Origin of the sequence: Bradyrhizobium sp. BR 10261 (assembly GCF_019455395.1) — a bacterium.
Classification (GTDB): Bacteria; Pseudomonadota; Alphaproteobacteria; order Rhizobiales; family Xanthobacteraceae; genus Bradyrhizobium; species Bradyrhizobium manausense.
In genome coordinates this window covers 31,271-58,099 of the sequence record NZ_JACOFQ010000039.1, presented here as the reverse complement: position 1 = coordinate 58,099, position 26,829 = coordinate 31,271, and the positions used below count along the sequence as shown (strand labels likewise).

23 protein-coding genes and 1 pseudogene are annotated in these 26,829 nt (G+C 63.4%); 11 read left to right on the top strand and 13 right to left on the bottom strand.

The window, feature by feature from the left end; genetic code table 11:
* The coding region (locus HYH07_RS32290) for an NAD(P)/FAD-dependent oxidoreductase (protein ID WP_220006256.1) at nt 1–1,878 on the top strand (1,878 nt) is incomplete at its 5' end.
* A gap of 10 nt (nt 1,879–1,888) precedes the next feature.
* On the opposite strand, the gene ald is transcribed toward HYH07_RS32290, so the two are convergent.
* Nucleotides 1,889–3,004, bottom strand: coding sequence for an alanine dehydrogenase (gene ald, locus HYH07_RS32285; protein WP_220006255.1), 1,116 nt, complete (start codon nt 3,002–3,004; stop codon nt 1,889–1,891).
* 136 nt (nt 3,005–3,140) lie between these two features.
* On the opposite strand from ald, the gene HYH07_RS32280 reads away from it, so the two are divergent.
* Together HYH07_RS32280 and HYH07_RS36460 are read left to right on the top strand one after the other, a co-directional pair.
* A complete protein-coding gene (locus HYH07_RS32280; protein WP_057759127.1) occupies nt 3,141–3,620 on the top strand; it encodes an Lrp/AsnC family transcriptional regulator in 480 nt (159 codons plus the stop codon).
* A 157-nt stretch (nt 3,621–3,777) separates the two neighbouring features.
* Nucleotides 3,778–3,909: pseudogene (locus HYH07_RS36460) on the top strand (GNAT family N-acetyltransferase); the annotation flags it as partial.
* A 3-nt stretch (nt 3,910–3,912) separates the two neighbouring features.
* Here HYH07_RS36460 and HYH07_RS32275 read toward each other — a convergent pair.
* The 3 genes from HYH07_RS32275 to HYH07_RS32265 form a co-directional block, all read right to left on the bottom strand.
* Entirely contained in the window at nt 3,913–4,125 is a 213-nt protein-coding gene (locus HYH07_RS32275; protein ID WP_057742018.1) for a hypothetical protein, read from the bottom strand.
* Nucleotides 4,126–4,255: 130 nt separating this feature from the next.
* Nucleotides 4,256–4,705 (bottom strand): flagellar basal body rod protein FlgC, encoded by a 450-nt coding sequence (locus HYH07_RS32270; RefSeq protein ID WP_220006254.1) that lies wholly within the window; start codon nt 4,703–4,705, stop codon nt 4,256–4,258.
* Between the two features lie 105 nt (nt 4,706–4,810).
* Nucleotides 4,811–5,860 carry a hydroxyacid dehydrogenase gene (locus tag HYH07_RS32265; protein WP_220006253.1) on the bottom strand — a complete coding sequence of 350 codons (1,050 nt, stop codon included), beginning with the start codon at nt 5,858–5,860 and terminating at the stop codon, nt 4,811–4,813.
* Between the two features lie 252 nt (nt 5,861–6,112).
* Here HYH07_RS32265 and HYH07_RS32260 point away from each other — a divergent pair, with 252 nt between their 5' ends.
* Together HYH07_RS32260 and HYH07_RS32255 are read left to right on the top strand one after the other, a co-directional pair.
* Nucleotides 6,113–6,670 (top strand): thiamine pyrophosphate-binding protein, encoded by a 558-nt coding sequence (locus HYH07_RS32260; protein WP_220006252.1) that lies wholly within the window; start codon nt 6,113–6,115, stop codon nt 6,668–6,670.
* Nucleotides 6,671–6,678: 8 nt separating this feature from the next.
* Nucleotides 6,679–7,275, top strand: a complete 597-nt coding sequence (locus tag HYH07_RS32255) for a thiamine pyrophosphate-dependent enzyme (protein ID WP_409363926.1) — start codon at nt 6,679–6,681, stop codon at nt 7,273–7,275.
* Between the two features lie 70 nt (nt 7,276–7,345).
* On the opposite strand, the gene HYH07_RS32250 is transcribed toward HYH07_RS32255, so the two are convergent.
* The 7 genes from HYH07_RS32250 to HYH07_RS32220 all read right to left on the bottom strand — a co-directional run bounded on the left by HYH07_RS32250 (nt 7,346) and on the right by HYH07_RS32220 (nt 16,789).
* Nucleotides 7,346–7,729, bottom strand: a complete 384-nt coding sequence (locus HYH07_RS32250; RefSeq protein WP_220006250.1) for a DUF1236 domain-containing protein — start codon at nt 7,727–7,729, stop codon at nt 7,346–7,348.
* A 134-nt stretch (nt 7,730–7,863) separates the two neighbouring features.
* The gene (locus HYH07_RS32245; RefSeq protein ID WP_220006249.1) at nt 7,864–8,751 is read right to left on the bottom strand and encodes a 2-hydroxy-3-oxopropionate reductase; all 888 of its coding nucleotides are present in this window, start codon (nt 8,749–8,751) and stop codon (nt 7,864–7,866) included.
* Nucleotides 8,752–8,846: 95 nt separating this feature from the next.
* A complete protein-coding gene (gene hyi / locus HYH07_RS32240; RefSeq protein WP_220006248.1) occupies nt 8,847–9,632 on the bottom strand; it encodes a hydroxypyruvate isomerase in 786 nt (261 codons plus the stop codon).
* An 11-nt stretch (nt 9,633–9,643) separates the two neighbouring features.
* Complete coding sequence (gene gcl / locus HYH07_RS32235; RefSeq protein WP_220006247.1) at nt 9,644–11,428, bottom strand: glyoxylate carboligase; 1,785 nt, start codon at nt 11,426–11,428, stop codon at nt 9,644–9,646.
* A gap of 151 nt (nt 11,429–11,579) precedes the next feature.
* On the bottom strand, nt 11,580–13,382 hold the full coding sequence (locus tag HYH07_RS32230; RefSeq protein WP_220006246.1) for an adenine deaminase C-terminal domain-containing protein: 1,803 nt from the start codon (nt 13,380–13,382) through the stop codon (nt 11,580–11,582).
* Between the two features lie 300 nt (nt 13,383–13,682).
* Nucleotides 13,683–14,522: an IclR family transcriptional regulator gene (locus HYH07_RS32225; RefSeq protein WP_220006245.1), complete on the bottom strand. Its 840-nt coding sequence runs from the start codon at nt 14,520–14,522 to the stop codon at nt 13,683–13,685.
* A 137-nt stretch (nt 14,523–14,659) separates the two neighbouring features.
* On the bottom strand, nt 14,660–16,789 hold the full coding sequence (locus HYH07_RS32220) for an acetate--CoA ligase family protein (protein WP_057742058.1): 2,130 nt from the start codon (nt 16,787–16,789) through the stop codon (nt 14,660–14,662).
* Nucleotides 16,790–17,134: 345 nt separating this feature from the next.
* Here HYH07_RS32220 and HYH07_RS32215 point away from each other — a divergent pair, with 345 nt between their 5' ends.
* The 3 genes from HYH07_RS32215 to frc all read left to right on the top strand — a co-directional run bounded on the left by HYH07_RS32215 (nt 17,135) and on the right by frc (nt 20,978).
* Nucleotides 17,135–17,830, top strand: a complete 696-nt coding sequence (locus HYH07_RS32215) for a GntR family transcriptional regulator (protein ID WP_164936202.1) — start codon at nt 17,135–17,137, stop codon at nt 17,828–17,830.
* A 74-nt stretch (nt 17,831–17,904) separates the two neighbouring features.
* Entirely contained in the window at nt 17,905–19,638 is a 1,734-nt protein-coding gene (gene oxc / locus HYH07_RS32210; protein WP_220006244.1) for an oxalyl-CoA decarboxylase, read from the top strand.
* A 62-nt stretch (nt 19,639–19,700) separates the two neighbouring features.
* Nucleotides 19,701–20,978 carry a formyl-CoA transferase gene (gene frc, locus HYH07_RS32205; RefSeq protein ID WP_220006243.1) on the top strand — a complete coding sequence of 426 codons (1,278 nt, stop codon included), beginning with the start codon at nt 19,701–19,703 and terminating at the stop codon, nt 20,976–20,978.
* 307 nt (nt 20,979–21,285) lie between these two features.
* On the opposite strand, the gene HYH07_RS32200 is transcribed toward frc, so the two are convergent.
* Entirely contained in the window at nt 21,286–21,765 is a 480-nt protein-coding gene (locus tag HYH07_RS32200) for a MarR family winged helix-turn-helix transcriptional regulator (RefSeq protein WP_220006242.1), read from the bottom strand.
* A 97-nt stretch (nt 21,766–21,862) separates the two neighbouring features.
* Here HYH07_RS32200 and HYH07_RS32195 point away from each other — a divergent pair, with 97 nt between their 5' ends.
* From HYH07_RS32195 to HYH07_RS32185, 3 genes are all read left to right on the top strand, one after another.
* Nucleotides 21,863–22,225 carry an antibiotic biosynthesis monooxygenase gene (locus HYH07_RS32195; protein WP_220006241.1) on the top strand — a complete coding sequence of 121 codons (363 nt, stop codon included), beginning with the start codon at nt 21,863–21,865 and terminating at the stop codon, nt 22,223–22,225.
* A gap of 451 nt (nt 22,226–22,676) precedes the next feature.
* Nucleotides 22,677–23,714 (top strand): acetylserotonin O-methyltransferase, encoded by a 1,038-nt coding sequence (locus HYH07_RS32190; protein ID WP_228749892.1) that lies wholly within the window; start codon nt 22,677–22,679, stop codon nt 23,712–23,714.
* Between the two features lie 247 nt (nt 23,715–23,961).
* A complete protein-coding gene (locus HYH07_RS32185; protein ID WP_220006240.1) occupies nt 23,962–25,239 on the top strand; it encodes an MFS transporter in 1,278 nt (425 codons plus the stop codon).
* 298 nt (nt 25,240–25,537) lie between these two features.
* On the opposite strand, the gene HYH07_RS32180 is transcribed toward HYH07_RS32185, so the two are convergent.
* A complete protein-coding gene (locus HYH07_RS32180) occupies nt 25,538–26,821 on the bottom strand; it encodes a TAXI family TRAP transporter solute-binding subunit (protein ID WP_220006239.1) in 1,284 nt (427 codons plus the stop codon).
* Nucleotides 26,822–26,829 lie beyond the last annotated feature (8 nt).

Genomic DNA, 26,829 nt, shown 5'->3' with positions numbered 1-26,829 from the left:
CTCGCCTCGGCCATTGCGGAAGGGGATATCCGCTGCCTCCTCATGGTGCTGGTGCACATGACCGGCGACGAGCGCTGGCTAGAGCCTCCTTATCTTCCCAAGCGCGACATCCGTCTCATCCCCGATCCCGAGGCCGGCGTCCCCCGACAGATCCAGGACGAGATACGTGCCGCCGTGGTCGAGCTCTTTGCCGACGACACGCCAACACGCGTCATCACCGATCCCGGCGAAGAGCTGCTGCTCAAGATGATGCGCGCCTGCCTCGGCGAGAACGTCGCACCGGAATATGCGCCGCTGATGCGCGAGGAGATGGGCTTTGTGTCGCGCGAGGCGCAATGGACCAGGCGGCCATCGGACGAGAAGCTCACCGCGCAGCACGTGCTGATCGTCGGCGCCGGGGTCTGCGCCATCGCGCTCGCCGTTGCGCTCGGCCATCTCGGCATTCCCTACACCATCGTCGAGAAGAACGCCGAGCTCGGCGGCACCTGGTGGATCAACCGCTATCCCGGCTGCGGCGTCGACACGCCGAACCACTCCTATTCCTACTCGTTCGGCCCGCGCAATGCCTGGACACGCTATTTCTGCCAGCGCGAGGAGCTGCTCGGTTATCTCCTGAAAGTCGCCGATGAATACGGCATCCGCAAGCATCTGCGCGTCAAAACGGAGCTGACCTCGTCGCGCTGGGATGAAGGAAAGCGGCGCTGGATCTCGACGCTGAAGACGTGCAATGGGGAAGAAACCTTCGAATCCACCGCGCTCGTCGCGGCCATCGGCCAGCTCAACGATCCCTCCCGCGCGCAATTCAAGGGCGAGGAGAGCTTCGAGGGCACGATCCTTCACTCGGCGTTGTGGTCGGACGACATCAAGCTCGACGGCAAGCATGTCGCCGTGATCGGCACAGGCGCGACGTCGATGCAACTGGTGCCGTCGATTGCCGGCCGCGTCGCCTCGGTCACGGTCTATCAGCGCAGCGCGCAATGGGCGCGACCGGTGAAGGGCTATGCCGATCCGATCACCGAGGGCGCGCGCTGGCTGCTCGCGCACCTGCCGTTCTATGTGCAATGGTATCGCTTCAACATGTTCTGGCGCTACGGCGATGGCCTGCTGCCGTTCCTGCGCAAGGACCCGGCCTGGCCGCATCCGGAGCGCGCCGTCAACAAGGGCAACGATCGACACCGCCAGGAGCTGACCGACTTCATCCTGTCAGAGCTGAAGGACCGGCCCGACCTGATCGCAAAATGTGTGCCGACCTACCCGCCCTATGGCAAGCGCATCCTGCTCGACAACGACTGGTTCAAGACATTGACGCGGGATCATGTCGAGCTCGTCACCGACGCAATCGACCATTTCGATCAAAGCGGCGTCGTCACCGCCGACGGCACGCACCGCCCCGCCGACATCATCGTGGTTGCCACCGGTTTCAAGGTCACCGAGATGGCCGCGCGCCTCAACATCAGCGGCCGGGACGGCAAGGCTTTGCGGCAGGCCTGGGCCAACGACAATCCGACGGCGTTTCTCGGCCTCACCGTGCCCGATTTCCCCAACTTCTTCTGCATGCTCGGACCCAATTCCGGTCCGGCGCATGGCGGCAGCGTCATCTTCCAGTCGGAATGCCAGAGCCGCTACATCTCAGTTTGCCTCGTCGACATGATCGAGCACGACATCGCCGCGATTGATGTCCGCAGGGATGTGCTCGACGATTACGTCAGCAAGGTCGATGCAGAGCACGAGGCGATGATCTGGACCCATCCGGGCATGAGCACTTACTATCGCAACGCAAGCGGCCGCGTGTTCTCGGCGATGCCATGGCGCTTCGTGGACTATTGGCGCATGACGCACGATCCGGACATGCGACAGTACAGGTTGACGAAGGCGTAGGTTCGCGGCTCTACGCCGCGAGCCCGCTTTCCACCGGCGCGAATTCCAGCCCGAGGCTGTCCGCCACCGCCTTGTTGGTGATACGGCCGCGATGCACGTTCAGCCCGTTGCGCAAATGCGGGTTCTCCAGCATCGCGGCAAAGCCCTTGTTCGCCAGCATCAGGCCGAACGGCAGCGTCGCATTGTTGAGCGCCTGGCTTGAGGTGACCGGCACCGCGCCCGGCATGTTGGCCACGCAATAATGCACGACGCCATCGACCTCATAGGTCGGCTCCGCATGCGTCGTCGCATGCGAGGTCTCGAAGCAGCCGCCCTGGTCGATCGCGACGTCGACCAGCACCGCGCCTGGGCGCATCGATTTCAGCATCGCGCGCGTGACGAGTTTCGGAGCGCTCGCGCCCGGCACCAGCACCGCGCCGATCACGACGTCGGCGCTGAATACTTCTTCTTCGACGGACTCGATCGTCGAGAAGCGCGTGCGCACACGTCCGGTGAAGAGATCATCAAGCTCGCGCAAGCGCGGAATCGAGCGGTCGATCACGGTGACTTCGGCGCCGAGGCCTGCGGCCATCCGCGCGGCCTGCATTCCCACCACGCCGCCGCCAAGCACGACGACGCGCGCCGGCTGCACGCCCGGCACGCCGCCGAGCAGCAGCCCGCGACCGCCGGCCGTCCGCTTGAGCGCGGCGCCGGCGGCCTCGATGGCGAGGCGGCCGGCGACTTCGCTCATCGGCGCGAGCAGGGGGAGGTGGCCGGCCGCGTCGGTGACGGTTTCATAGGCGATCGCTGTGCAGCCGGAAGCGAGCAGGCCCTTGGCTTGCTCCGGATCCGGCGCAAGGTGGAGATAAGTGAACAGGATCTGGCCTTCGCGGAGCTGGGCCCATTCGCCCTTCTGCGGCTCCTTCACCTTCACGATCATCTCGGACTTGGCGAAGATGTCGCTTGCGCTCGCCGCAATGGAGGCCCCTGCCCGCTGGTACACCTCATCGGACGCGCCGATGCCGTTGCCAGCGCCCGTCTCGACCGTCACCTGGTGCCCGGCTGCGACATATTCGCGGACGGCGCCCGGGGTGAGCCCGACGCGATATTCCTGGACCTTGATTTCCTTGGGTACACCGACACGCATCCTGCTGGTCTCCTTTTGATTCCTCCTGAGATCGTAGCGGCGCAGGCGGTTTGGTTTCGTGCAAATATCCGCTAGCTTTGACCTTCCCGCGCCGGTTTCGGTCGCGGAAGTGTCCTTTCACGCCGGAAACGAAACCTTGGCCCTCGACCGCAAAGACCTCGCGATTCTCGCGGAACTCACGACCAATGCGCGCGCCAGCCATACCGAGCTCGCCAACAAGGTCGGCCTGTCAAGCACAGCGCTGGCGCGACGGCAGAAGGCGCTGGAGGATGACGGCTACATCCAGGCCTACCAGGCCGCGCTCGACCTCGCCCAGTTCGGCCTCACCACGACGGTGCTGGTGCGCATTGCGCTTGAGAGCCAGAGCGACGAGGCCCTGAAGGCCTTCGAGGCGGAGGTGGTGAAGTGTCCTTCCGTCGTGCGCTGCTTCCTGATGTCAGGCACCGACGATTACATCCTGATCGTGCTTGCACGTGACATCCAGGATTTCGAGCGCATCCACCGCACCGAGCTGTCGCGACTGCCGCGCGTGGCGCGGGTGCAATCGAGTTTTGCGTTGCGCGAGGTCGTCAACCGCGCAGTGCCGACCGTGGTGTTCGGCGAGACGAAGCGGTAGAGCACGGTGCTCGATTGCCGCCAACTGTCATAGGACTTGCATCGAATGTGCAGAGACCTGTCGGCTCCGCACATTCGGGACTTGCCATGGACTATTTCAAACGCTTCAACTTCCCGTTCGTCGCACCCGGGTTCGACGCCGGCGACCTCGAAGCGTCGGGTTCGCGCGCGCTCACCTGCACTGCGGCGTCGCCCATCGCCACGGCCGCTGCACCGACACCGTCATGGTGCAACGTTCGCTCGGTGCGGGGACGACGGCTCCGCCGCCGGTCACAGCGCCGGGCCGCTAGCCCTCACGACGGAAAATCGGACGGCCTGACCTGGATGCGATCGGCATGCAGCGACCAGTGATGCAACGCCTGGTCCTTGCAGAATTTTGCCTTCGCTCGCTCCGTGGCCTCGATCTCGTCGATAGCGTCGATCTCGAGCGTACCCTGACAAACTTCGCTCTGCCGGCCGTACTCCCCGAGCACGTCCTTCATGAACCTGACGACATAAGTTGACATGGGACCTCCTGCTGCGCCGCCGGCACTCTAATCCCATTTAGGCCGGTTGGGGGAGGGAGATTTTGACGCGGATCAAGGCAAGGCGGCGGTTCCCGCCACCGATGCGCCCGTCGATACAGTCCGTCAGCAATCAGGCGGTGATGTCGAGCAGGGACTTTTCCGTCTCGGAATAGGCCTGAATGACCTTGGCATTGGCCACGAAGCTGTATTTTGCGGTCGCCAGCTGAACGAATTGGTCAGCGAGATCGACATTAGGCGCAGCGACCAGGCCATCCTGGTTTGCGAAGGGAGCGCTCGGGTCGGATTGTGCGATATAGCTCGGCGACACCGTCGACACGGTCGCGACCGTACCGCCAGGCGTCGAGCCGCTCGATCGGTCGACCTGATCGACGCGTAGCGGTACATAGGCCGCCGGAAACGTGGGAGCAATGCCCGAACTGCCCGCACCGGCCGGTGCGCCCGATCCGCTTGACGCGGGCAGCGGACCCGCCGTTCGAACATTGGCAATGTTGCTGGCGGCCACGTTCGCTCGCAAACTCGCCGCAGAAAGTCCTGACGCCGCAATCGAAAAGATGCTCATGGGCCCTGATCTACAGGACAAGTCATACGCGTTCACTGACCCAATCAGTAAAATCCGTTGGGTTCTGTTTTCATCCGCGTAACCAGCGCAGAGGGCGCTTCGCCCCTACCCCGGCGTCACGCCAAAGGCCTGCCTGAAGCGCTCGGCATAGACGGGCCAGACCTCCGGATTGATGATGCGCGGCGGCCGCTTGCCGTCGAGCGTCTCCAGCACCTGCTCGGCTGCGATGCGGCCCATGTTCCGGCGGGCTTCGATCGTCACACCCGCCGTATGCGGGCTTGCCAGCACGTTGTCAAACTGCAGCAGCGGATGCTCCGGCGGCGGCGGTTCCTTGGACCAGACGTCGAGACCGGCACCGGCGATGCGCTTGTCGCGCAACGCCTGGAGCAGCGCATCCTCGTCGTGGATGAAGCCGCGTGCCGTGGTGATGAAATAGGCGTGCGGCTGCATCAGGCCGAATTCGCGCACGCTGATCATGTTGCGGCTGCCCTTGTTGAGCGGGCAGGAGATCGAAACGAAATCGGCTCGGCGCAGCAGTTCGTCAAGCTCGACCTTCTCGCCACCCCGCTCGGCCATCACCTCTTTGGTGAGATAGGGATCGTAAGCCAGCACCTTCATGCCGAGCAGGCCCTTGCAGAGCGCGGCGATGCGGCGGCCGACATTGCCGAGACCGATGATGCCGACGGTCTTGTGCTCGACCTCGTTGCCGACGAGCTCGTTACGATTGACATTGGCCTCGCGGCGCAGCCGGCGATCGGACTGGATGATACGCTTGGACAGGGTCAACATCATCGCCAGCGCGTGCTCGGCCACCGAATGCGCGTTACCGCCGGACTGGTTGACGACCAGCACGCCTGCATCCGTGCAGGCCTCGACATCGACGGGGTCGAAGCCCGCGCCGTTGCTGGAGACCAGGAGCAGGTTTGGTGTGCGCTTCAGGAAGGCGGCGTCGACATGGAAGTGCGGCGCCAACTCGTCGCGCGCGGCACCGATCTGATAGACATGCGCCGCGCTCAGGATCGGCGCGTAAAAATCCTCTGGGCTCTCGTTCTCGATGCGGTCGAGCCGTACGTCGGACCGCGCCTTCAGGATGTCGATGTAAACAGGGTTGGCCAGGTATTTGACGTAGAAGACGCGCTTGCTGTTGACCGACATCAGGACCCTTCCGGCTCTGTCGCGGAGGCTCGCAAAGGTCGGCGCAATGCGCGTCCGTTCCTAGCGTTCCTCCCGTTCTCATTATCCCGCTTATGGCACGGCGGTGCCGGCCACGGGAGCCCGTCTGGCGCAGATCACGGTGCCGGCCCGGACATGTTGACAATCCCGTCCGCTCCGTCAAGTTCGGCAAACGCCAGGACGACCAAAGAAGACGGCCAAAGAAGAAGCATGTGCGGCGCGAGGGAGAACGCAATGGCGATTGCGGAGCAGCATAATTCGACGCAGGAATCCGGCGACAAGAGCTGGCATGGCATCGTCCTGCAAACCCTGAAGCGGAATGAAATCAGTCTCATTCCCTACGTGCCCGACCGGGTGCTGACGCCGCTGATCAAGAATTTGCACGCCGATGCTTTCTTTACGACCTTTGCCACCGCCCGCGAGGAAGAGGCCGTCGGCATCGTCTCGGGCGCCTGGATGGGCGGACGGCGCGGCGCGGTGCTGATGCAGACCTCGGGCTTTGCAACGCTGGCAAACACCCTCGCCTCGCTCGCGGTGCCCTACCAGATCCCGCTGATCATGTTCGTCTCCGAGCGCGGTACGCTTGGCGAATTCAACTACGGCCAGTCGCTGGTCTGCCGCACCATGCGCCCGGTGCTGGATTCGCTGGCGATCGAGCACCACACCATCACCCGGCTCGACGAGCTGGAATTCATCGTCGACCGCTCGATCAAGCAGGCCGTCACGACACAGGCGCCGGTGGCGCTGATCCTCAATCCGCTGCTCACGGGCGGCAAGGTCTTCGACAAATGAGCACCGCCATGAAAACTGGCAATACCAAGATCATGAACCGCTTCGATGTGACGTCGCGCCTGATCGCAAAACTCAAGCATGGGGAAGCGGTGATCGGCGGGATCGGCAATACCAATTTCGACCTCTGGGCCGCCGGCCACCGCCCGCAAAACTTTTACATGCTGGGGAGCATGGGCCTCGCCTTCCCGATCGCACTCGGCGTGGCACTGGCGCAGCCTGATCGACGCGTCTTCGCGCTGGAGGGCGACGGCTCACTGCTGATGCAGCTCGGCACGCTCTCGACGATCGCGGCCTTGAAGCCGAAGAACCTGACCATGATCGTGATGGACAACGGCATCTACCAGATCACCGGTGCGCAGCCGACGCCCGCCGCTGATGTCGCCGATCTCGTTGCAATCGCACAGGGCTCGGGCCTCACCAACAGCGCATGGGCCACGGACGAAGAGGATTTCGAGCGGCTGGTCGATGAGGCGATGTCGGCTGACGAGCCCAGCCTGATCGCGCTCCGCATCGACGATAAGCCGGGCGTCGGCACCACCCGCCGCGATCCTGTGCAGATCCGCGAGCGCTTCATGCATGGCCTCGGCGTGCGCGAGCCGCTCTAGGCGCTCGTCATTGACAATAAGGCCCCACGGAGCGTTGCTCCGGGGGCCCTTTGCCTGACGTTCAACCGGATCAGTCGATGATCTTGATCACCCGGCGGGTGCGCGGCTCAACGATCACGCGGCGATCGTTCACCACGGCGTAGCGATACTGGGTGTAGTTCGGCACGGGGCGCAGCACCACGGTCGGGGGCAGCGGCTCGCCGACCTCGACGCGCTCGTGAATCACGACTGAATCATCGCGCGGGATGCCGCCGAGGATCGCATTCGGAATCTCGAGACCGGCGCCGACCGCCGCACCCACGGTGCCGCCAACCATCGCGCCGATCGGGCCGCCGACTTCGCCGCCCGTGCGTGCGCCGTTCCTGGCGCCTTGTTCGGTCGTCGACTGAGCAAAGGCTGCACTCGACGCCAGCAGCGACGCGGCAGCCAACGAAATCACAAGACGGGTCTTCATATCCACACTCTCCAGTATTGTTGTGTGCGCTTTCAACCCGCGGGGGCGGACCATTGTTCCGGTTCCCCTGCGCCGAAAGTTGCATCAAACGCCGAAAGGCGCATCTCACCTTGGGAGTGTTACGCCGTAACAATTCAGCTGGCTGTGATCTCGTGACCCGCCATCAGTTCCAGCGCCCGCACCATGGCCGAATGATCCCAGCCTCTGCCGCCATGCGCGGTGCAGGACGAAAACAATTGCTGCGCGACTGCCGTGCTCGGCAGCGACAGGCCGAGAGAGCGCGCGCCTTCGAGCGCGAGGTTTAGATCCTTCTGGTGCAGCTCGATGCGGAAGCCGGGATCGAAATTGCGCTTCACCATGCGCTCGCCATGCACTTCGAGAATCCGCGACGAGGCGAATCCCCCCATCAGCGCCTTGCGCACCAGCGCAGGATCGGCGCCGGCCTTGGAGGCGAACAGCAGCGCTTCACTGACCGCCTCGATCGTCAGTGCCACAATGATCTGGTTGGCGACCTTGGTCGTCTGGCCGTCGCCATTGGCGCCGACATGCGTGACGTTCTTGCCCATTTTGTCGAAGATCGGCTTCATGGTGCCAAAGGCCCGCTCGGAACCGCCGACCATGATGGTGAGGCTCGCGGCCTTGGCGCCGACTTCCCCGCCGGACACCGGCGCATCGAGGTAGTCCGCACCGAGTGCCTCGATCTTCTTGGCGAACTCCTTCGTCGCCAGCGGCGAGATCGAGCTCATGTCGACCACGATCTGGCCTTTGGAGAGGCCGCCCGCAACGCCGTCCTTGCCGAACAACACGGCTTCGACATGCGGCGTGTCGGGCACCATGATGATGACGACATCGGCCTCCTCCGCGACCTCCTTGGCCGATTTGCAGGCGACGCCGCCTGCGGCAATCAACTCGGGCGCGACGGGCGAAATGTCATGCAGGAATACGCGATGGCCCGCAGCAAGGAGATGGCCGGCCATCGGCCGTCCCATAGTGCCAAGTCCGATGAATCCGATGTCGATCATGGTCTCGTTTCCTCTCGATCAGGTAAGTCGATCTCCGCGCTCGCTCCCTCTCCCGCTTGCGGGAGATGGGAGCGCACCGCCGCTGTGGCTGCGTCTCACGTCTCAAATGTCTGCGCGGCGTGCCAGGACAGGCCTTCCAGCGTCGTGGTGCGCGGCTTGTACTCGCAGCCGATCCAGCCACGATAACCGATCGCGTCGAGATGGCGGAACAGGAAGGGATAGCTGATCTCACCGGTGCCGGGCTCGTGCCGGCCGGGATTGTCGGCGAGCTGGATGTGGGCGATTTGCGGCAAATGTTCCTGCATCGTGCGGGCGAGATCACCCTCCATGATCTGCATATGATAGATATCGTACTGGATGAACAGATTGTTCGATCGCACCTCGGAGATCAGCCGGAGCGCCTGCTCCGTGCCGCTGAGGAAGAAGCCGGGAATATCGAGCGTGTTGATCGGCTCGATCAGGAGCTTGATGTTCTCACGCGCCAGCGTCGAGGCCGCAAAGCGCAGGTTTCCGACCAGTGTCTCCTGCAGCTCGCGCGGATCGGCATCGACAGGAGCAATGCCGACGAGACAGTTGAGCTGTTCGCAATCGAGCGCCTTGGCATAGTCGATGGCACGAAACACGCCGTCGCGGAATTCGGCGGTGCGATCGGGCATGATCGCGACGCCGCGCTCGCCCACGGCCCAATTGCCGGCGGGCAGATTGTGCAACACTTGGGTCAGCCCGTGGGCCTCACGCTGTTCGCGGAGCTGCGCCTTGTCGAAATCGTAGGGAAAGAGATACTCGACCCCGACAAAGCCTGCGGCCTTCGCGGCGGCAAAGCGGTCGATGAACGGCATCTCGTTGAAGAGCATGGTGAGGTTGGCGGCGAATTTCGGCATGATGCTACCCCCTATTCTGCCGGCTGCAGCACGCGCGCAGACCCGACCTCGTCGAGCGGCAAATCCAGCACCTCCTCGAACTCGACGATGTTGTCGATCTCGGTGCCCATCGCAATATTGGTGACACGTTCGAGAATGAACTCCACCACCACGGGCACGCGGTGCTTCGCCATCAGTTCGCGCGCGGTCGCGAACGCGGCCTGCGTGTCCTTGGGATCGGTGACGCGGATCGCCTTGCAGCCGAGGCCTTCAGCCACCGCGACATGATCGACGCCGTAGACGCCGATCTCCGGCGCGTTGATGTTCTCGAAAGAGAGCTGGACGTGATAATCCATCTCGAAGCCACGCTGGGCCTGGCGGATCAGGCCAAGATAGGAATTGTTCACGACGACGTGGATGTAGGGCAGATTGAACTGCGCTCCGACCGCGAGCTCCTCGATCAGGAACTGGAAGTCGTAGTCGCCGGACAGCGCGACGATGTCGCGGTCCGGGCACGCCGCGCGCACGCCGAGCGCTGCCGGCAAGGTCCAGCCCAGCGGCCCAGCCTGCCCGGCATTGATCCAGTTACGCGGCTTGTAGACGCCTAAAAACTGCGCGCCGGCGATCTGCGACAGGCCGATCACGGTGACATAGGTGGTGTCGCGGCCGAACGCCTTGTTCATCTCCTCATAGACGCGCTGCGGCTTGATCGGAACGTTGTCGAAATGGCTCTTGCGCAGCATGGTCTTCTTGCGGTCGCGGCAGGACGCGGGCCACGCCTGGCGCTCGCGGAGTCTGCCGGAACGTCGCCACTCCCGGGCAACGGAAACGAAGAGTTCGAGTGCGGCTTTCGCGTCCGACACGATGCCGAGATCGGGGTTGAACACGCGCCCGATCTGCGTCGGCTCGATATCCACGTGAACGAATTTGCGCCCCTTGGTGTAGGTCTCGACCGAACCGGTATGCCTGTTGGCCCAGCGATTGCCGATGCCGAGCACGAAATCGGACTCCAGCAGCGTAGCGTTGCCGTAGCGGTGGCTGGTCTGCAAGCCCACCATGCCGGCCATCAGCACGTGATCGTCGGGGATCGCGCCCCATCCCATCAGCGTCGGCACCACAGGCACGTTGGCGATCTCGGCGAATTCGACCAGCAGGCCCGAGGCGTCGGCATTGATGATGCCGCCGCCCGCAACGATCAGCGGCCGTTCGGCTGCGTTGAGCATCTCCAGCGCCTTCTCGACCTGCTTGCGCGTGGCCGCGGGCTTGTAGACCGGCAGCGGCTCATAGGTCTCGTCGTCGAACTCGATCTCGGCGAGTTGCACGTCGAGTGGCATGTCGATCAACACCGGCCCCGGCCGGCCCGAGCGCATCACGTGAAAAGCCTGGCTGAAGACGCGCGGCACCAGCGCTGGCTCGCGCACGGTCACCGCCCATTTCGTCACCGGCTTTGCGATCGACTCGATGTCGACGGCCTGAAAGTCTTCCTTGTAGAGCCGCGCCCGCGGCGCCTGGCCGGTGATACAGAGGATCGGAATGGAATCGGCGATCGCCGAATAGAGGCCTGTGATCATGTCGGTGCCGGCCGGCCCCGAGGTGCCGATGCAAACGCCGATATTGCCGGCCTTGGCCCGTGTATAGCCTTCGGCCATGTGCGAGGCACCCTCGACATGGCGTGCCAGGATGTGGCGGATCGAGCCACGCTTCTTCAACGCCGAGTAAAGCGGATTGATCGCAGCGCCGGGAACGCCGAAGGCGGTCGAGATGCCTTCCTTCTCCAGGATTCGCACGGCTGCATCGACGGCTCGCATCTTCGCCATATCGGACCTCGCTCGTTTAAATCAGCGAGCGAGATCATCAGGTGCGCGAGATGCGATCTCAACGAAGCAGATTTTATTTTCCACGATGTGGCAGCCGCTGGAAAAACGCGGCGGTCTCAATCGGTTAGATCAGTCAATGCGTGAAAGCTGATCATTCGAACAACGGCGCCAGCTCCATCTGCGGCACCAGCACGAGGCCCTTGTCGGTGATGCGAATTTCCGGAATGACCGATAGCGGAATCAGATTGAATCCCATGTAGGGGATGGTGCAGCCCGCATCAGTCCATTCCTTCTTCAACACCTTGACCTCTTCGGCCACTTCGATGACGCGCTTGTCGGAGAGCAGACCCGCGATGGGCAGCGGCACCAGCGCCCTCACCTTGCCGTCGGCAACGACGCAGACGCCGCCCTGCTTTTCCTTGATCGCAGCGATCGCGACCTGCATATCGACCTCATTCGTTCCGGCGACGATGAGGTTGTGGCTGTCGTGGCCGACGCTGGAGGCGACCGCGCCCCGCTTCAGCCCGAAGTCCTTGAGGAGACCATAGGCGACATTGCCAGCCGATTTGCCATGGCGCTCGACCACCGTCACGAAGCAGAGGCCATAGCGCTCGAACAGCTGCGGCCAATCCTTGGCCGGCTCGATCGCGACCTTCTCGTGGATCAGCGTAATGCCGGGCAGCGCGGTCTTGATGGCGTTGACGGTGCAGGCCTTTGTCGGCAGCTCCGGCGTCAGCTTGATCTTCTCCGGCAGCTTCACGGTCGCGTAGGCCGCCTTCGGATATTGATAGCGCTGCGACAGCGCCTGATCGAGTCGCGGCGTGATCTTGCGATTCTCCACCACGAGCTCGCCGCCATACCAGGTCGATTGCGGCTTGAGATTGTCGTCCATCAGCACGAGATCGGCGCGGCGGCCGCCGCCGAGCCCGCCGATATCTCCCTCCATGCCAAAGCGGGTGGCGCCGTGCAGCGAACCCATCGACCAGGCCTGTTCCGGCGACATCCCCGCCTTCACGGCTTCGCGCACCACCCAGTCGAGGCCGAACAGCAGGAGGTCATCGGCATCGCGGTCGTCGGTGCAGACGGCGGTGCGCTTGTGCGAGGCCCCGAGTTCGGTGATCGTCCGGATCGCCTGCGGTAGCGAATGCCAGGGCGTTGTCGGCGGCCCGCCGCGCAGGAAGATCCAGACGCCGGCATCGAGCAGATCGTCAGCGATGTCGCGGTCGATCGCTTCATGCGTGTCGGTGACGCCTGAAGCCGCGTAGGCAGCGACGAATTCGCGACCGTAGATGTGGCCGGATACCGGCCGTCCGCGCTTCAGGGCGGCTGCGAGGATCGCGTGGCTGCGCTCGTCGCCCATGGTCACTGGCACGAAATCCATCTTCTCGCCGAGCGCGACCGCTTCCGGCCAACGGTCGAACAGGCCGGCGATCTTGTCGGGCGTGAGGTCGCCGCCGGCGGTCTCCAGTTCCGCCGAGGTTGCCGGCACCGTGCTCGGCACTGTCAGAAAGATCGACAGCGGCGCCTCGCGGGCGTCCTCCAGCATCGCCTCGACGCCGGCGACATCCATGACATTGCCGATCTCGTGGCTGTCGCAGAATATCGTGGTGGTTCCGTTGAGCAACGCGGCCTCGGCGTAGGCGCAGGCCGTCACCATTGAAGATTCGATGTGAATATGCGGGTCGACCAGCCCTGGCGCGATGATCCCGCCCGCGGCGTCATACAGCGGCACGTCGCTCCACATCTTCTTCGCCGTTCCGGCGGGTTTCACCGCGGCGATGCGGCCGCCGGTAATCCAGACCTCGCGTCCCGGGTGGATCCGCTCCGAATAGGTCGAGAGCACCCTTGCACCTGAGATGACGAGGTCAGGCGCGAGCCGCGCAGAGGCGACATCGGCGAGACGTCGCGTCATCGAATGCAGTGGCGAGACGGCAAAGCGGGTCAGTTTGGTCATCGGAGCTCCCGGCGGACGTGGTTCGTCCGGCAATGGTTGCGCCCTCATGCAGGAGGGGCAACTCAATTAAAACGGCACTTCTGCTTACGCATTGGGCAGCCGCTGGCACGTGGCGGGCACAGCCCATCGATGGCCGCGGAAGCATAGCACGGCTCCGCTAGAATCCGCCCTATACAGCCCCAAATGAACTCGCCCGCGCCGCCGCGACCAACTACTTTCAATCGCGGGCGGCTTCGCGCTGGCCTGCGCCTCGATCACGACGTTTGTCCTGTATGTCTACGTGATCAGGGCCGTACTCGACTAGGACGCCTTCGGCTCCGGCGCGACGCCGCCGAGTGCCGCCGTTAGTTCCGCCGCTACCTCGCGCACCATGCGGCCAACCTCTGGCAATCGCTCATCGGTGATGCGGCTGGTCATCCCGGACACCGAGATTGCCGCAAGCGGCTCGGCCAGCGCGTTGTAGACCACGGCGGCGACGCAGCGCAGGCCCATCTGAGCCTCCTCGTCGTCGATGGCAAAGCCCTGCTTGCGAACCATCGCGAGTTCTTTAAAAAGGTCGCTGGGCCGCACGATGGATTTTTCCGTGAGTCTCGGCATGCCGTGATGGCGGATGACCGCGCCGACATCCTCGTCGGAATAGGTCGCGAGCACGGCCTTGCCGACTCCCGATGTCACCATCGCGACGCGGCCGCCGACCTTGGTCAGCGAGCGCATGATCTCGCGGCTCTCCATGCGGGTCAGCACGATGATGAACTCGTCATCGACAACGGCGAGATTGGCGGTCTCGCGGGTGAGATCGCGCAGTTTGCGCAAATAGGGAATCGCCTGTGCGGTGAAATTGCGCCGCCGCGCGAAGCTCGCCCCGACGGTGAAGCTGCGGACGCCAACATGCCATTTGGACTCGGCGCGGTCGAACTGCACGAACCGGCGGCTTTCCAGCGTCGCCAGCAGGCGGTGCACGGTCGAGGCCGACAGGCCGGTGCGAACGGCGAGATCGCTGAGGCGATAACCTTCGTCGTCCTCAGCCAGCGTCTCGAGGATCGACAGCGCGCGGTCGACAGACTGCACGCCGCCGTCACGATCGGCCTCAGCAGCCGATCGTGTCTCAGGCGATTTGCGCCGGATCACGTTCTTGCCCATCGCGACCTGCCGCTGTGGCTGGCGTCATTCCGGGACGCGCGAAAGCCCGAACCCGGAATCTCGATATCCTCAGGTGCGCAAGTGCGCACCATAGTTCGACGCTTCGCGCCGCCCCGGGATGACCGGAGAGATTACGCTCAGAGCAGCCCTGCCCCGCGCGCCCACTTGTACTTGGCACCTAACACCTCGACCGGCAGCTCGGTCGAGTAGGCGTAGGCCGGGATGCCGTTCTGGTAGAGATATTCGGCGGCTTCCTCGACTTCGACGTCGCCGGCCAGTGAGGCCACGATTGGCTTCACAAAGCCCTTGGCCTCCATCTCCTTCTTCACCTCGACCATATTGCGGGCGAACACCATCGGCGGGGTGACGATGGTGTGCCAATAGCCGAGGATCAGCGAGTGGATACGCTCATCCGACAGACCGAGCTTCACCGTGTTGACATAGGTGATCGGCGGCTCGCCACCGGTGATATCCACAGGATTACCAGCCGCGCCGAACGGCGGGATGAACTTGCGGAAGGCCGCATCGAGATCCGGCGGCATCGACATCAGTGACAGGCCGTTGTCGACACATGAGTCCGACAGCAGCACACCCGAACCGCCGGCACCGGTGATGATCAGCACGTTCTCGCCCTTCGGCGTCGGCAGCACCGGCACGCCACGGGCGAATTCGAGCAGCTGCCGCAGGCTGCGGGCGCGGATCACGCCCGACTGTGCCAGAACGTCCTCGTAGATCTTGTCGTTACCGGCGAGCGCGCCGGTGTGCGACGAGGCCGCCTTCGCGCCGGCCGAGGTGCGGCCTGCCTTGAGCACGACGACCGGCTTCTTCTTGGAGACCCGCTTGGCGGCTTCCGCGAAGGCGCGACCGTCCTTGAGGTCCTCGCAGTGCTGCGCGATCAGGTTCGTGTTCGGGTCCTGCTCGAAGAAGGCGAGCAGATCGTCCTCATCGATGTCGGACTTGTTGCCGAGACCGACGATCGCGGAGACGCCCATCTTGGCCGAGCGCGAGAAGCCGATGATGGCCATGCCGATGCCACCCGACTGCGACGACAGCGCGGCGTGGCCCTTGACGTCGTAGGCGGTGCAGAAGGTCGCACAGAGATTGGCGGGCGTATAATAGAACCCGTAGATGTTCGGTCCCATCAGGCGGATGTCGTACTTCTTGCCGACCTCGACGATCTCGGCCTGCAGCTCCGGCGCGCCGGCCTCGGCAAAGCCTGACGGAATCAGCACCGCACCGGGGATCTTCTTCTCGCCGCATTCGGTGAGCGCGCCGGCGACGAACTTGGCGGGAATCGCGAATACCGCGACGTCGATCACGCCGGGCACGTCCTTGACGCTCTTGTAGGCCTTGTAGCCGAGGATCTCGGCTGCCTTGGGATGGATCGGAATGATCTCGCCCTTGTAGCCACCGTTGATAAGGTTCTTCATCACGGAGTTGCCGATCTTGCCGTCCTCGGCCGAGGCGCCGATCACGGCAACCGCCTTCGGCTGCATGATGCGGTTCATGGCTGCGACGATCTCTTCGGTCGGACGCGGCTTCGGCTTTGGCTTGTAGGCGAAGTCGACGACGATGCGCACGTCGGCTGCGATTGCGTCCTTTGCGGTGGCGAAGACCGGGTTGAGGTCGAGCTCGACGATCTCAGGGAAATCGGTGACGAGCTGCGAAACCTTGACGATGACATCGGCCAGAGCGGTGCGGTTCACCGGCTCGCCGCCGCGCACGCCCTTCAGAATTTCATGCGCCTGGATGCCGTCAAGCATCGACAGCGCGTCTTCCCTGGTCGCGGGCGCGAGGCGGAAGGTGATGTCCTTCAACACCTCGACAAGCACGCCGCCGAGGCCGAAGGCGACCAGCTTGCCGAACGAGCCGTCGGTGATCGAGCCGACGATCACTTCGGTGCCGCCGGCCAGCATTTGCTGCACCTGGATGCCCTCGATCTTGGCATCGGCTTTATACTTCTTGGCGTTGCCGAGAATGGTCTCGTAGGCCTTCTCGGCATCTTCAGCCGTCTTGACGCCGACGATGACACCGCCCGCTTCGGTCTTGTGGAGAATGTCCGGGGAGACGATCTTCATCACCACCGGGAAGCCCATCGACGACGCCATTTTGCCGGCCTCGCCGGCCGACTTCGCCACGCCCTCTTTCGGCACGGGAATGCCGTAGGCATCGCAGACCACCTTGCCTTCCGGCGCGGTCAGGCTGGTGCGTTTGTCGGCCTTGACCTGGTCAAGGACCTTGCGGACGACGTCTTTGGAATTCGACATGAGCTTCTCCCTTGACCTTCAGTTCTTACTTTGCAGAGCGCGCGTGATGCGGCTGCCCGTGATATTTGCCATCTCCGCTCCTTGTTCCACCCAGCGGGACGGAGGGCTGAAAGGCCTTGATGACTCCGCCAGCTTGGATCAAAAATGGCTAACGATGGCATTTGGTATGCCAGGAGCCAACTTGTCAAGCTAGAGCACGGTCGATAACGCCGCAAAAAATAGGCAGCTTGACATTCTGGCATGTGGTATGCCAAAAACTTTCCGGCAAATATTCCTGTAAAAGACGACTCCCACTGGAGGAGAATCGTCGTGTCACTGCGGAAACCAACCAAGGCGTTGCCGAACATGGCCGAGGCAGACATCGCAATCGTTCGTATTGCCCCGGAGAGTAGCTTCAAGAACAAGGCGTATGACGCCTTGAAGGAAGCCATCCTCAAGATGGACATCTATTCGACGCCCGAGCCTGTGATGCTGGACGAGCGCGCGCTGTCCGAACGGCTGGGCGTCAGCCGCACGCCGATCCGTGAGGCGATCGCGATGCTCGAGCAGGATGGTTTCGTGAAGACCGTGCCGCGCCGCGGCATCATGGTGGTACGCCGGACCAAGAGCGAGATCGTCGACATGATCCGCGCCTGGGCGGCGCTGGAGAGCATGGCGGCGCGCCTGATCACCACCACCGCGCGCAAAAAGGACATCACGGCGCTGCGCGACTTCTTCAAGGATTTCGGCAAGGACCGCCTGCCCGAGGATCACGTCGAGGAATATTCGAAGGCGAACATCGCCTTCCACCAGGCGCTGATCTCGCTGTCGGAATCCCCCGTCCTGGTCGATCTCACCAACGACCTCTTGCTGCACGTGCGCGGCTATCGCCAGCTGACGATCGGCCGCAAGGACCGCACCGCGACCTCCCTGCCCGAGCATCTCGGCATGATCGAGGCGCTGGAAGCGCGCGACACCGAGCTCGCCGAGAAGCGCGCCCGCGACCACACCCTTGGCCTTGCCGCTTACGTCGAAGCGCACGGCCAAGAACTGTTTACTTAACTGTTCACCTAGCGACATTCACCAGAAGGGCGAACCATTCGCCCCACTACCTTGAGATCAGGGAGACAAGGCCCATGCTGAACACCGCGACCAAGTCCGAAGCACCGGGCACCGAGCAGGAACTGACGGATGGCTTCCATCTCGTCATCGACGCGCTCAAGCTGAACGGCATCAACACCATCTATAATGTGCCGGGCATCCCGATCACGGATTTGGGCCGCATGGCGCAGGCCGCCGGCATTCGTGTGATCTCCTTCCGCCACGAGCAGAACGCCGGCTACGCCGCTGGCATCGCCGGCTATCTCACCAAGAAGCCCGGCGTCTGCCTCACGGTGTCCGCCCCGGGCTTCCTGAATGGTCTCACAGCGCTCGCGCACGCCACCACCAACTGCTACCCGATGATCCTGGTCTCGGGCTCCTCCGAGCGCGAGATCGTCGACCTGCAGCAGGGCGACTACGAAGAGATGGACCAGCTCGCGATCGCAAAGCCGCTGTGCAAGGCGGCCTATCGCGTGCTGCACGCCCAGGACATCGGCATCGGCTTTGCCCGCGCCATCCGCGCGGCGGTGTCGGGCCGTCCGGGCGGCGTCTATCTCGACTTGCCGGCAAAGCTGTTCGGCCAGGTGATGAACGCCGAGGCCGGCCAGAAGTCGCTGGTCAAGGTGATTGACGCTGCGCCCGCGCAGATCCCCTCACCCGCGTCGGTGAAGCGCGCGCTCGACGTGCTCAAGAGCGCCAAGCGTCCGCTCATCATCCTCGGCAAGGGCGCGGCCTACGCGCAGGCCGATGAGGAGATCAAGAGCTTCGTCGAGAAGAGCGGCGTGCCGTTCCTGCCGATGAGCATGGCCAAGGGCCTGCTGCCCGATACGCATCCGCAATGCGCCGGCGCTGCGCGCTCGACCGTGCTGAAGGACTCCGACGTCGTCATGCTGATCGGCGCGCGGCTGAACTGGCTGCTCTCGCATGGCAAGGGCAAGAGCTGGGGTGATCAGCCGAAGAAGTTCATCCAGGTCGATATCGAGCCGAAGGAGATGGACTCCAACGTCGAGATCGTCGCGCCCGTGGTCGGCGACATCGGCTCGGTGGTCTCCGCCTTCAACCAGGCGATGGGCTCGTCCTGGACCGCCCCGCCGGCCGAATGGACCAAGGCGGTGTCGTCCAAGCGTGAAGAGAACGTCGCCAAGATGGCGCCGAAGCTGATGAACAACAAATCGCCGATGGACTATCACGGCGCGCTCGGCGTGCTGAAGAACGTGATCAAGGATCATCCCGAAGCCATCCTCGTCAACGAAGGCGCCAACACGCTCGACCTCGCCCGCGGCGTCATCGACATGTACCGCCCGCGCAAGCGTCTCGACGTCGGCACCTGGGGCGTGATGGGCATCGGCATGGGCCAGGCGATCGCGGCTGCGCTCGAGACCGGCCACCCCGTTCTTGCAGTGGAAGGCGACTCGGCCTTCGGCTTCTCCGGCATGGAGGTCGAGACCATCTGCCGCTACAACCTGCCGATCTGCGTCGTCATCTTCAACAATGACGGCATCTATCGCGGCACCGACGTCAACGGCGCCAACTCCGATCCCGCGACCACCGTGTTCGTCAAGGGCGCGCGCTACGACAAGATGATGGAGGCCTTCGGCGGCGTCGGCGTGAACGCGACCTCGCCGGATGAACTGAAGCGCGCTGTGAACGAAGCCATGGCATCCCGCAAGCCGACGCTGATCAACGCCGTGATCGATCCGGCCGCGGGGTCGGAGAGCGGCCGCATCGGCAACCTCAATCCGCAGAGCGTTCTGCAGAAGAAGAAGTAAGTCCACCCCTCAACCCTTATTCCCTGCGGGTGCAGGGGCAGACAGAGTACGGAGCATACAAGATGACCAAAGCGCTCGAGGGCGTTCGCATTCTCGACTTCACCCACGTCCAGTCAGGACCGACCTGCACGCAGCTGCTGGCATGGTTCGGCGCCGACGTGATCAAGGTGGAACGCCCCGGCGTGGGTGACATCACCCGCGGCCAGCTGCAGGACATCCCGAACGTGGACAGCCTGTACTTCACCATGCTCAACCACAACAAGCGTTCGATCACGCTCGACACCAAGAACCCGAAGGGCAAGGAAGTCCTCACCGAGCTGATCAAGAAGTGCGACGTGCTGGTCGAGAATTTCGGCCCCGGCGTGCTCGACCGCATGGGCTTCCCCTGGGAGAAGATCCAGGCGATCAACCCGAAGATGATCGTCGCGTCGATCAAGGGTTTTGGCCCCGGACCGTACGAAGACTGCAAGGTCTATGAGAACGTGGCGCAGTGCACCGGCGGCGCCGCCTCCACCACCGGCTTCCGCGACGGGCTTCCGCTCGTCACCGGCGCGCAGATCGGCGATTCCGGCACCGGCCTGCACCTCGCGCTCGGCATCGTCACCGCGCTCTATCAGCGCACCCACACCGGCAAGGGCCAGCGCGTCACCGCGGCGATGCAGGATGGCGTGCTCAACCTCGCGCGCGTCAAGCTGCGCGACCAGCAGCGCCTCGCCCACGGCCCGCTCAAGGAATACAGCCAATACGGCGAAGGCATTCCGTTCGGCGATGCCGTGCCGCGCGCCGGCAACGATTCCGGCGGCGGCCAGCCCGGCCGCATCCTGAAGTGCAAGGGCTGGGAGACCGACCCGAACGCCTACATCTACTTCATCACCCAGGCCCCGGTCTGGGAGAAGATCTGCGACGTGATCGGCGAGCCCTCCTGGAAGACCGATCCGAACTACGCCAAGCCGGCGGCCCGCCTGCCGCGCCTCAACGAGATCTTCGCCCGCATCGAACAATGGACGATGACCAAGACCAAGTTCGAGGCGATGGAGATCCTCAACAAGGACGACATCCCCTGCGGCCCGATCCTGTCGATGAAGGAACTCGCCGAGGACCAGTCGCTGCGCAAGACCGGCACCGTGGTCGAGGTCGATCACCCGACCCGCGGCAAGTACCTCTCGGTCGGCAACCCGATCAAGCTGTCGGATAGCCCGAGCGACGTCACCCGGTCGCCGCTGCTCGGCGAGCACACCGACGAGATCCTGCGCGCGGTGCTCGGCTTCTCCGATCACCAGGTCGCCGAGATCCACAAGTCGGGCGCGCTCGACCCGCCGCAGAAGCAGGCCGCCGAGTAAGCGGCACCACATCGCGTCAAACGAAAGGGCCGCCCTTCCGGGCGGCCCTTTTTGCATGAGACGAGACCTTTCGACCGAGTTCCAAACCAAAACCGAAAACAACCCCATGCACAGTAGCCAAAGCCTTGGCCCCAAAAGCGTATTTCGTATTTTTCGAATTTTCGTTGACCCGTCGGGCAAAACAGGCGTAGAATGTCACGATGCGAAGGAGCGCGCGCCCTGACGATTGAAACACGGGCGGAGTAGCCGATCGGCCGCACAAACCCGACAATTCACCGATTGCTGCTTCCTTCAGAACGCGGCCGGGTCATCGCCCCGGCGCTTCGGTTTCGTCATTGCTTTCGAGCCTCTTCCGCAGTGCCGTGACGACGCGTTGAACGGTTTGCAGGTCCTTGACGGAGAGCCCTTCCGAGAGGCGGTTGACCCACGGCGCCTGGAGGGCCATCGCGCCATCGAACGCGCCCCTTCCCTTCTCGGTTAGGACGACAAGTTGAGCCCGCCGATGATGCGGGTTGGTCTCGAAGGCCAACATCCCTTCGGCGTGAAGGTCGTTGACGATCCGCTGGACGTTTTGGCGATTGGCGCCGAGGTCGCGGGCGAGCCACGCGACCGGCTGCGGCCGTCCGGCATGCACGATGGCGCCGAGGATCTGCCAGCGTGCGCTCGTGAGCCCGAGCTGAGCCACCAGACGGTCGCCGGCCGTCAAGAGCTGGCTGTTCAACCGGAATAGATCGAGCATGAGGTCGGTCAGGGCATCGCCGGCTGGCGTGCGTCGGGATTTGAGCATTTGTCACCATCAGACTGTATTGACATTATAATGTCAAATTCGTAGTGTATCTAGCGTACCACATTGACATCATGCAACCAATTAACTGGAGACCTTCATGACGTCGTTCCGCCCCCTCGACCCCGCCTTCCCCATCGATCGCCAGATCGGCATCGATGCCAGCCCCGTTGTCCTCGTGAATGTCTTCACGCTCGATAAGGCCGATGAGCAAAGCTTCCTCCAGGTCTGGCAGGGCGACGCTGCTTTCATGAAGAGCCAGCCCGGCTTCATCTCCACCCAGCTCCACCGCGCGATCGGCGAAAGCCCGACTTATCTGAACTATGCCGTCTGGGAATCGACCGCCCATTTCCGGGCGGCCTTCATGCATCCTGAGTTCAGATCGAAGATCGCGGCCTCGCCCGCCGTCGCTACACCGCACCTGTTTCAGAAGGTCGCGGTGCCCGGCATCTGCGTCGCGTAGCTCGTCCCGCGGCCGCTGCGACACATGTGGTTCAGCAAGTAACCTATGACGCGAGGGCCAGGAACGGAAATCGGCTCGGGCTCTTTGCTTTGACCGACTTCATGCTGCACTCGCCCGGGCATGTCGGCCTCTTCCGTGAGCGGGAAAGGCGGAGCAAACCCGCAGACTCTCGTGAAATCCGTACGCGATTGCGCTGCATGCACAATAGCCAAGTGCTTGGCATCAAAAGCTGGTCGGATTGAGCTCTACCGGATCTGACCGTTTTTCGAGCGGCGCTTCCTATTGAACGAGGCTGGCAGGGCGATAGTTCCCGTGGTTTGATGACTGCGTCTGAACAAGGCGCCGGGCATGACACGAAGCGACGCGTCTATTTGCAAGGAGCGGGAAGCGCGGCCATGTCATAGCCGATGCAGGCGTCGTCTTTGCGCATAGCCAGGGAGGAGATGAGGCCATGACTGCTGAAGCCATCACGACCAATGCTTTCTCGGATCTTACGCGGCTGATTAACGGCTATCAGATTTCGCAAGCCATTCACGTCGCGGCCCGCCTTGGCATCGCCGACCACCTCAGTCAGGGGCCGCTAAGCAGCAATGAACTTGCCCGGCTCAGCGGATCGCATCCGAGGACGCTTTATCGGCTGTTGCGGGCACTGGCTTCAGCCGGTGTTTTCCATGAGGCCGAGAACAGAACGTTCTCGCTCACAGCGATGGGCGAGTGCCTTCGTTCCGACTCGCCCACGCCACTCGACGGCTGGGCCGCCTATGTCGGCCGACCTTATGCCTGGCAGGCCTGGGCCCATCTTGAACACAGCGTCCGCACCGGCGAGAACGCCTTTCGGCATCTCAACGGTCAGAGCGCATGGGAGTATCGCAGCGCCCATCCGGATGAGAACGCGATTTTCAACCGAGCCATGACGGCCAATTCTCGCGGCGCCATCGAGGCCATCATCGCCGCCTGCGACTTCAGCCGCTTTCGTCACGTTGCTGACATCGGGGGCGGTGAAGGCCAACTGCTGGCGGGAATTCTCTCCGCAAACAAGGGCCTGCGCGGAACGCTGTTCGATCAGCCGCACGTGGTCGGCAAGGCGGCCGAAGTTCTGAACAGCCATGGTGTCGCCGACAGGTGCGACATCGTTGCCGGCAGTTTCTTTGAAACCGTCCCGGGGGGCGCTGACGCGTATGTGATGCGGGCGATCATCCACGATTGGGACGACAAGGAAGCGATTTCCATCCTGAAGACCTGCCGCCGCGCCATGACTGATGACGCCAGACTGCTGCTCGTTGAACGGGTCGTGGAGCCGCCGAACGAGGGACTGATCTCGAAACTCAGTGACCTCAATATGCTCGTCATGCTCGGTGCGCTGGAAAGAACGTACGACGAGTATTCCGCGCTGTGTCGTACAGCCGGATTCGAGACGCGCGGCACGACTCGCGCGGGCTCGCTCTACCAGGTCATCGAGGCGGTCCCCAGTAAGGCTGAACGCGTGTGAGGCTTTGCGTCACGGCCGTGAGGCGCGCCTCAGATACGCTTTCGTAGCCTGAGGTTTGGCCATGGCCCGCGGCGAGCCCTAGCTCTCAGCGATGCTGAGGTCTGCTTGCTTCAGCTGATCCGAAAGACGCCGGCAAACTCGGCGCGGCGCTCCTCTACTGTGCCCTCAATTTCACCTTGAGAGGACACCCGCACCGGCATAGGCTTGTCTTGTTTCAGAGAATTCATTTCTTTTAAGGAATTTGGCCATGCTTGCGGAATTCGCTGCACGACATGCCGCCGCTCGAAACATCCACTACGGCTGGGTGATGGCTGCGGTGGGATTTCTCTACTCCCTGTTTGCAAGCTCGGCGCTCGGCGTGCCCAGCGTCCTGATGCGGGAGATCGCTTCCGACGTCGGCGTCAGCATGGGCGAGTTGTCGGCCTCGCAAGGGCTTCGCTTTGCGCTGTTTGGCCTCGTGGCGCCGTTCGCCGGCGGTCTGATGCTCCGCTACGGACCAAGGATGATGCTGGCAATCGCCGGCACGCTGGCGCTGGCCGGATTGCTGCTGACGATCGTCATGACCAACCGGCTCGAGATGTGGCTCGGCCTCGGGCTGATTCTCGGCCTGGCGCCGGGGCTGACGGCGCTGCAACTCGCAGCCGTCATTTCGGTACGCTGGTTCACGACCCATCGCGGGCTGGTGGTCGGTCTCCTGAACGGATCGATCGCAACCGGCACCTTGATCTTCATGCCGCTCGGCGCGTGGATCGCCGAACATTGGGGGTGGCGTGTCGCGCTGCTGCCGTCCGGACTCGGTCTTCTGCTGTCGATCATCCTGTTTCTGTTGCTCGGCAAGGACCGCCCGCAGGAATTGGGCCTGGCGCCGCTCGGGGAGACGTTGATGCCGCCGATCCCCGCAATTCCCACACAGAGCTTTGCGACGATCAGCTTCCGCGGCCTGCGCCTTGCTTCAACCCGGCTGGTGTTCTGGGTGCTGTCGCTGACCTTCCTGATCTGCGGCGTATCGAGCTACGGGCTGACTTCGACCCACTTCGTCCCGTTCTGCGGCGATCTCGGCTTGCCGGCCGTGACGTCGGCAGGCCTGCTCGCCATGATCGGCGTGTTCGACCTGGTCGGCACGATCGGTTCTGGATGGTTGTCCGACCGCTTCGACAACCGATGGCTGCTGGCGATCTATTACGGCTTTCGCGGGCTTGCGCTGATCTGGCTGGTGGAGTCGAACGCAACGCTGGGCGCGATGAGCGCTTTTGCGATGCTTTACGGGCTGGACTTCATCGCGACCGTTCCGCCGACGGTGAAATTGACGGTCGGCGCGTTCGGGCGGGAGATGGGCCCGGTCATCTTCGGCTGGATCTTTGCGGCCCATCAGCTTGGCGTTGGCCTGATGGCCTTTGCCGCCGGCGTCAGCAGGGATGCGCTGGGGACTTACGTTCCAGCTTTTCTCGTCGCCGGGGTCCTCTGCCTGCTCGCAGCGGCAGCCTTTACGCTGGTGAAACGCCCGGCGGTGCCGGCTCCGGCATAACGATCAGAAGAAACGACGCAGTCGCGTCACCGCGCATCCGCTGTCTCAACGTGACGACGGTCCAGTCCAGCCTCGTAGGGTGGGCAAAGCGCAAGCGTGCCCACCACCTTTCGCCACGTTGGAAGATCGTGGGCACGGCGCAAATGCGCCTTTGCCCACCCTACGGCACCTGGTGTGCTCGTGCCCACCGTGTGACGTCGACGAATCTTGCGCTCCTGGCGGATTGATCGAGCGGATCTCGAGGCACGGCAAAAAGCCATCGACAGCGCGCCCCTGGACAGGCTCTGCCCCACCCGCGCTATGATACCCGGGTCACCTCCCGCGGCTCGGCGGGCGATGAATGGCCGCGAGCGACGATGGCGCGACGAACCAGGCTGATGTGCTCACGCAGCGTATAGGCCTCGCTCGCGAAGCCGGCCGGCGTGCGTATTCTGGCGACGGCCTCTTCGATGCGGGCAAGGTCAGCCTCCCACTTGTCTCTCGGCAAATCGCCTGTGCGCGCGGCAACGTCGCGCTCGAGCAGCGCCAGCTCGCCGTACCACCGGTAGATGCGCGAGCGGACATGCCAGCGGACCAATTGCGGCAGGTAGTGGAACAGCGGCAACAGGATTGCTGCCAGAGGCAACAAGATGATGATTGCACGCTCGCCCCAGGCCGCGATCCAGAACGGCAGGTATTGGTAGAGGATCGTGCGGCCGAAGCGTCTGTGCTGATCGGCATCGGTCGAGACGGGCAGATCCACCTGGGCGGTGCCTGGGAATTCGCCGGCCTCCTCGAAAAGACCTTGCCGGCCGTGGATCTCCCTTGCGGCGTCGACCAACAAAAGCGTGATGGCGGGATGGAGGTCCTTGCGCGCTGCCAGCATCACCTTGGTGCCGATCAGGTCAATGTCCTCTTCCGGAATATGGTCCGCCAGGTCGATCACACCGGACGGCAATTTGAGCGTGCTGATGAAGTTGAGCCGACGCCGATAGGCTTCGGCTCGCGTGAAGCTGAGCAAGCTCAGGGTCGGATCTCGCAGTGCGTTCCAGACGGCGGGATTGTCCGCTCCGTCGACAAAGACGACGGCGTCCACCTCGCGCGAGCGCAGCGCAATCAGCGCCGGAAGATTGCTCAAAGGCTCCATCGTGACATTGTCGGGCGTAAGACCGTTGAGCGCGAAAACGGCCTCGCTGAACGAACGTGCCCCGCTGCCGGGAACACCAATGGCGACCTTGCGATTGCGCAATTCATTGACGTAGTTCAGCTGCTCCGACTTGCGGTAGAAAATCCACAGCGGCACATAATAGAGGCTCGCCACCATGACCACGTCCTTGGCGTCGGACGCCTGCGACAGGCCGCCTTGCGTGAAGCCGATATCCACGCCGGACTTCGGATCCTGCAACAGTGCCAGATTGTCTTCTGCACCGTTGGTGATCCGCTCTTCGATCGTGACCCCGGAACGTGCCAGAATGTCGATGTAGCGTTTTGCGTATTGGTGTAAAAGGCCATCTTCCAGGCCGGACGCCAGCACGATGTGGCGCGACGGAGCCGTCTGCCAAACATGCACCACCGCCCAGATCGTTGCAGCGATCAATGCCAAGAGGACGA

Bases quoted from the DNA above. Each gene is read 5' to 3' on its own strand.
- ald (WP_220006255.1), bottom strand. From the start codon at position 3,004: ATGCGTGTCGGTGTACCCAAGGAAATCAAGGTCCAGGAATATCGCGTC.
- HYH07_RS32275 (WP_057742018.1), bottom strand. From the start codon at position 4,125: ATGTCAACTTATGTCGTCAGGTTCATGAAGGACGTGCTCGGGGAGTAC.
- HYH07_RS32270 (WP_220006254.1), bottom strand. From the start codon at position 4,705: ATGAGCATCTTTTCGATTGCGGCGTCAGGACTTTCTGCGGCGAGTTTG.
- HYH07_RS32265 (WP_220006253.1), bottom strand. From the start codon at position 5,860: ATGTCGGTCAACAGCAAGCGCGTCTTCTACGTCAAATACCTGGCCAAC.
- HYH07_RS32260 (WP_220006252.1), top strand. From the start codon at position 6,113: ATGGCGATTGCGGAGCAGCATAATTCGACGCAGGAATCCGGCGACAAG.
- HYH07_RS32255 (WP_409363926.1), top strand. From the start codon at position 6,679: ATGAAAACTGGCAATACCAAGATCATGAACCGCTTCGATGTGACGTCG.
- HYH07_RS32250 (WP_220006250.1), bottom strand. From the start codon at position 7,729: ATGAAGACCCGTCTTGTGATTTCGTTGGCTGCCGCGTCGCTGCTGGCG.
- HYH07_RS32245 (WP_220006249.1), bottom strand. From the start codon at position 8,751: ATGATCGACATCGGATTCATCGGACTTGGCACTATGGGACGGCCGATG.
- hyi (WP_220006248.1), bottom strand. From the start codon at position 9,632: ATGCCGAAATTCGCCGCCAACCTCACCATGCTCTTCAACGAGATGCCG.
- gcl (WP_220006247.1), bottom strand. From the start codon at position 11,428: ATGGCGAAGATGCGAGCCGTCGATGCAGCCGTGCGAATCCTGGAGAAG.
- HYH07_RS32230 (WP_220006246.1), bottom strand. From the start codon at position 13,382: ATGACCAAACTGACCCGCTTTGCCGTCTCGCCACTGCATTCGATGACG.
- HYH07_RS32225 (WP_220006245.1), bottom strand. From the start codon at position 14,522: ATGGGCAAGAACGTGATCCGGCGCAAATCGCCTGAGACACGATCGGCT.
- HYH07_RS32220 (WP_057742058.1), bottom strand. From the start codon at position 16,789: ATGTCGAATTCCAAAGACGTCGTCCGCAAGGTCCTTGACCAGGTCAAG.
- HYH07_RS32215 (WP_164936202.1), top strand. From the start codon at position 17,135: ATGGCCGAGGCAGACATCGCAATCGTTCGTATTGCCCCGGAGAGTAGC.
- oxc (WP_220006244.1), top strand. From the start codon at position 17,905: ATGCTGAACACCGCGACCAAGTCCGAAGCACCGGGCACCGAGCAGGAA.
- frc (WP_220006243.1), top strand. From the start codon at position 19,701: ATGACCAAAGCGCTCGAGGGCGTTCGCATTCTCGACTTCACCCACGTC.
- HYH07_RS32200 (WP_220006242.1), bottom strand. From the start codon at position 21,765: ATGCTCAAATCCCGACGCACGCCAGCCGGCGATGCCCTGACCGACCTC.
- HYH07_RS32195 (WP_220006241.1), top strand. From the start codon at position 21,863: ATGACGTCGTTCCGCCCCCTCGACCCCGCCTTCCCCATCGATCGCCAG.
- HYH07_RS32190 (WP_228749892.1), top strand. From the start codon at position 22,677: ATGACTGCTGAAGCCATCACGACCAATGCTTTCTCGGATCTTACGCGG.
- HYH07_RS32185 (WP_220006240.1), top strand. From the start codon at position 23,962: ATGCTTGCGGAATTCGCTGCACGACATGCCGCCGCTCGAAACATCCAC.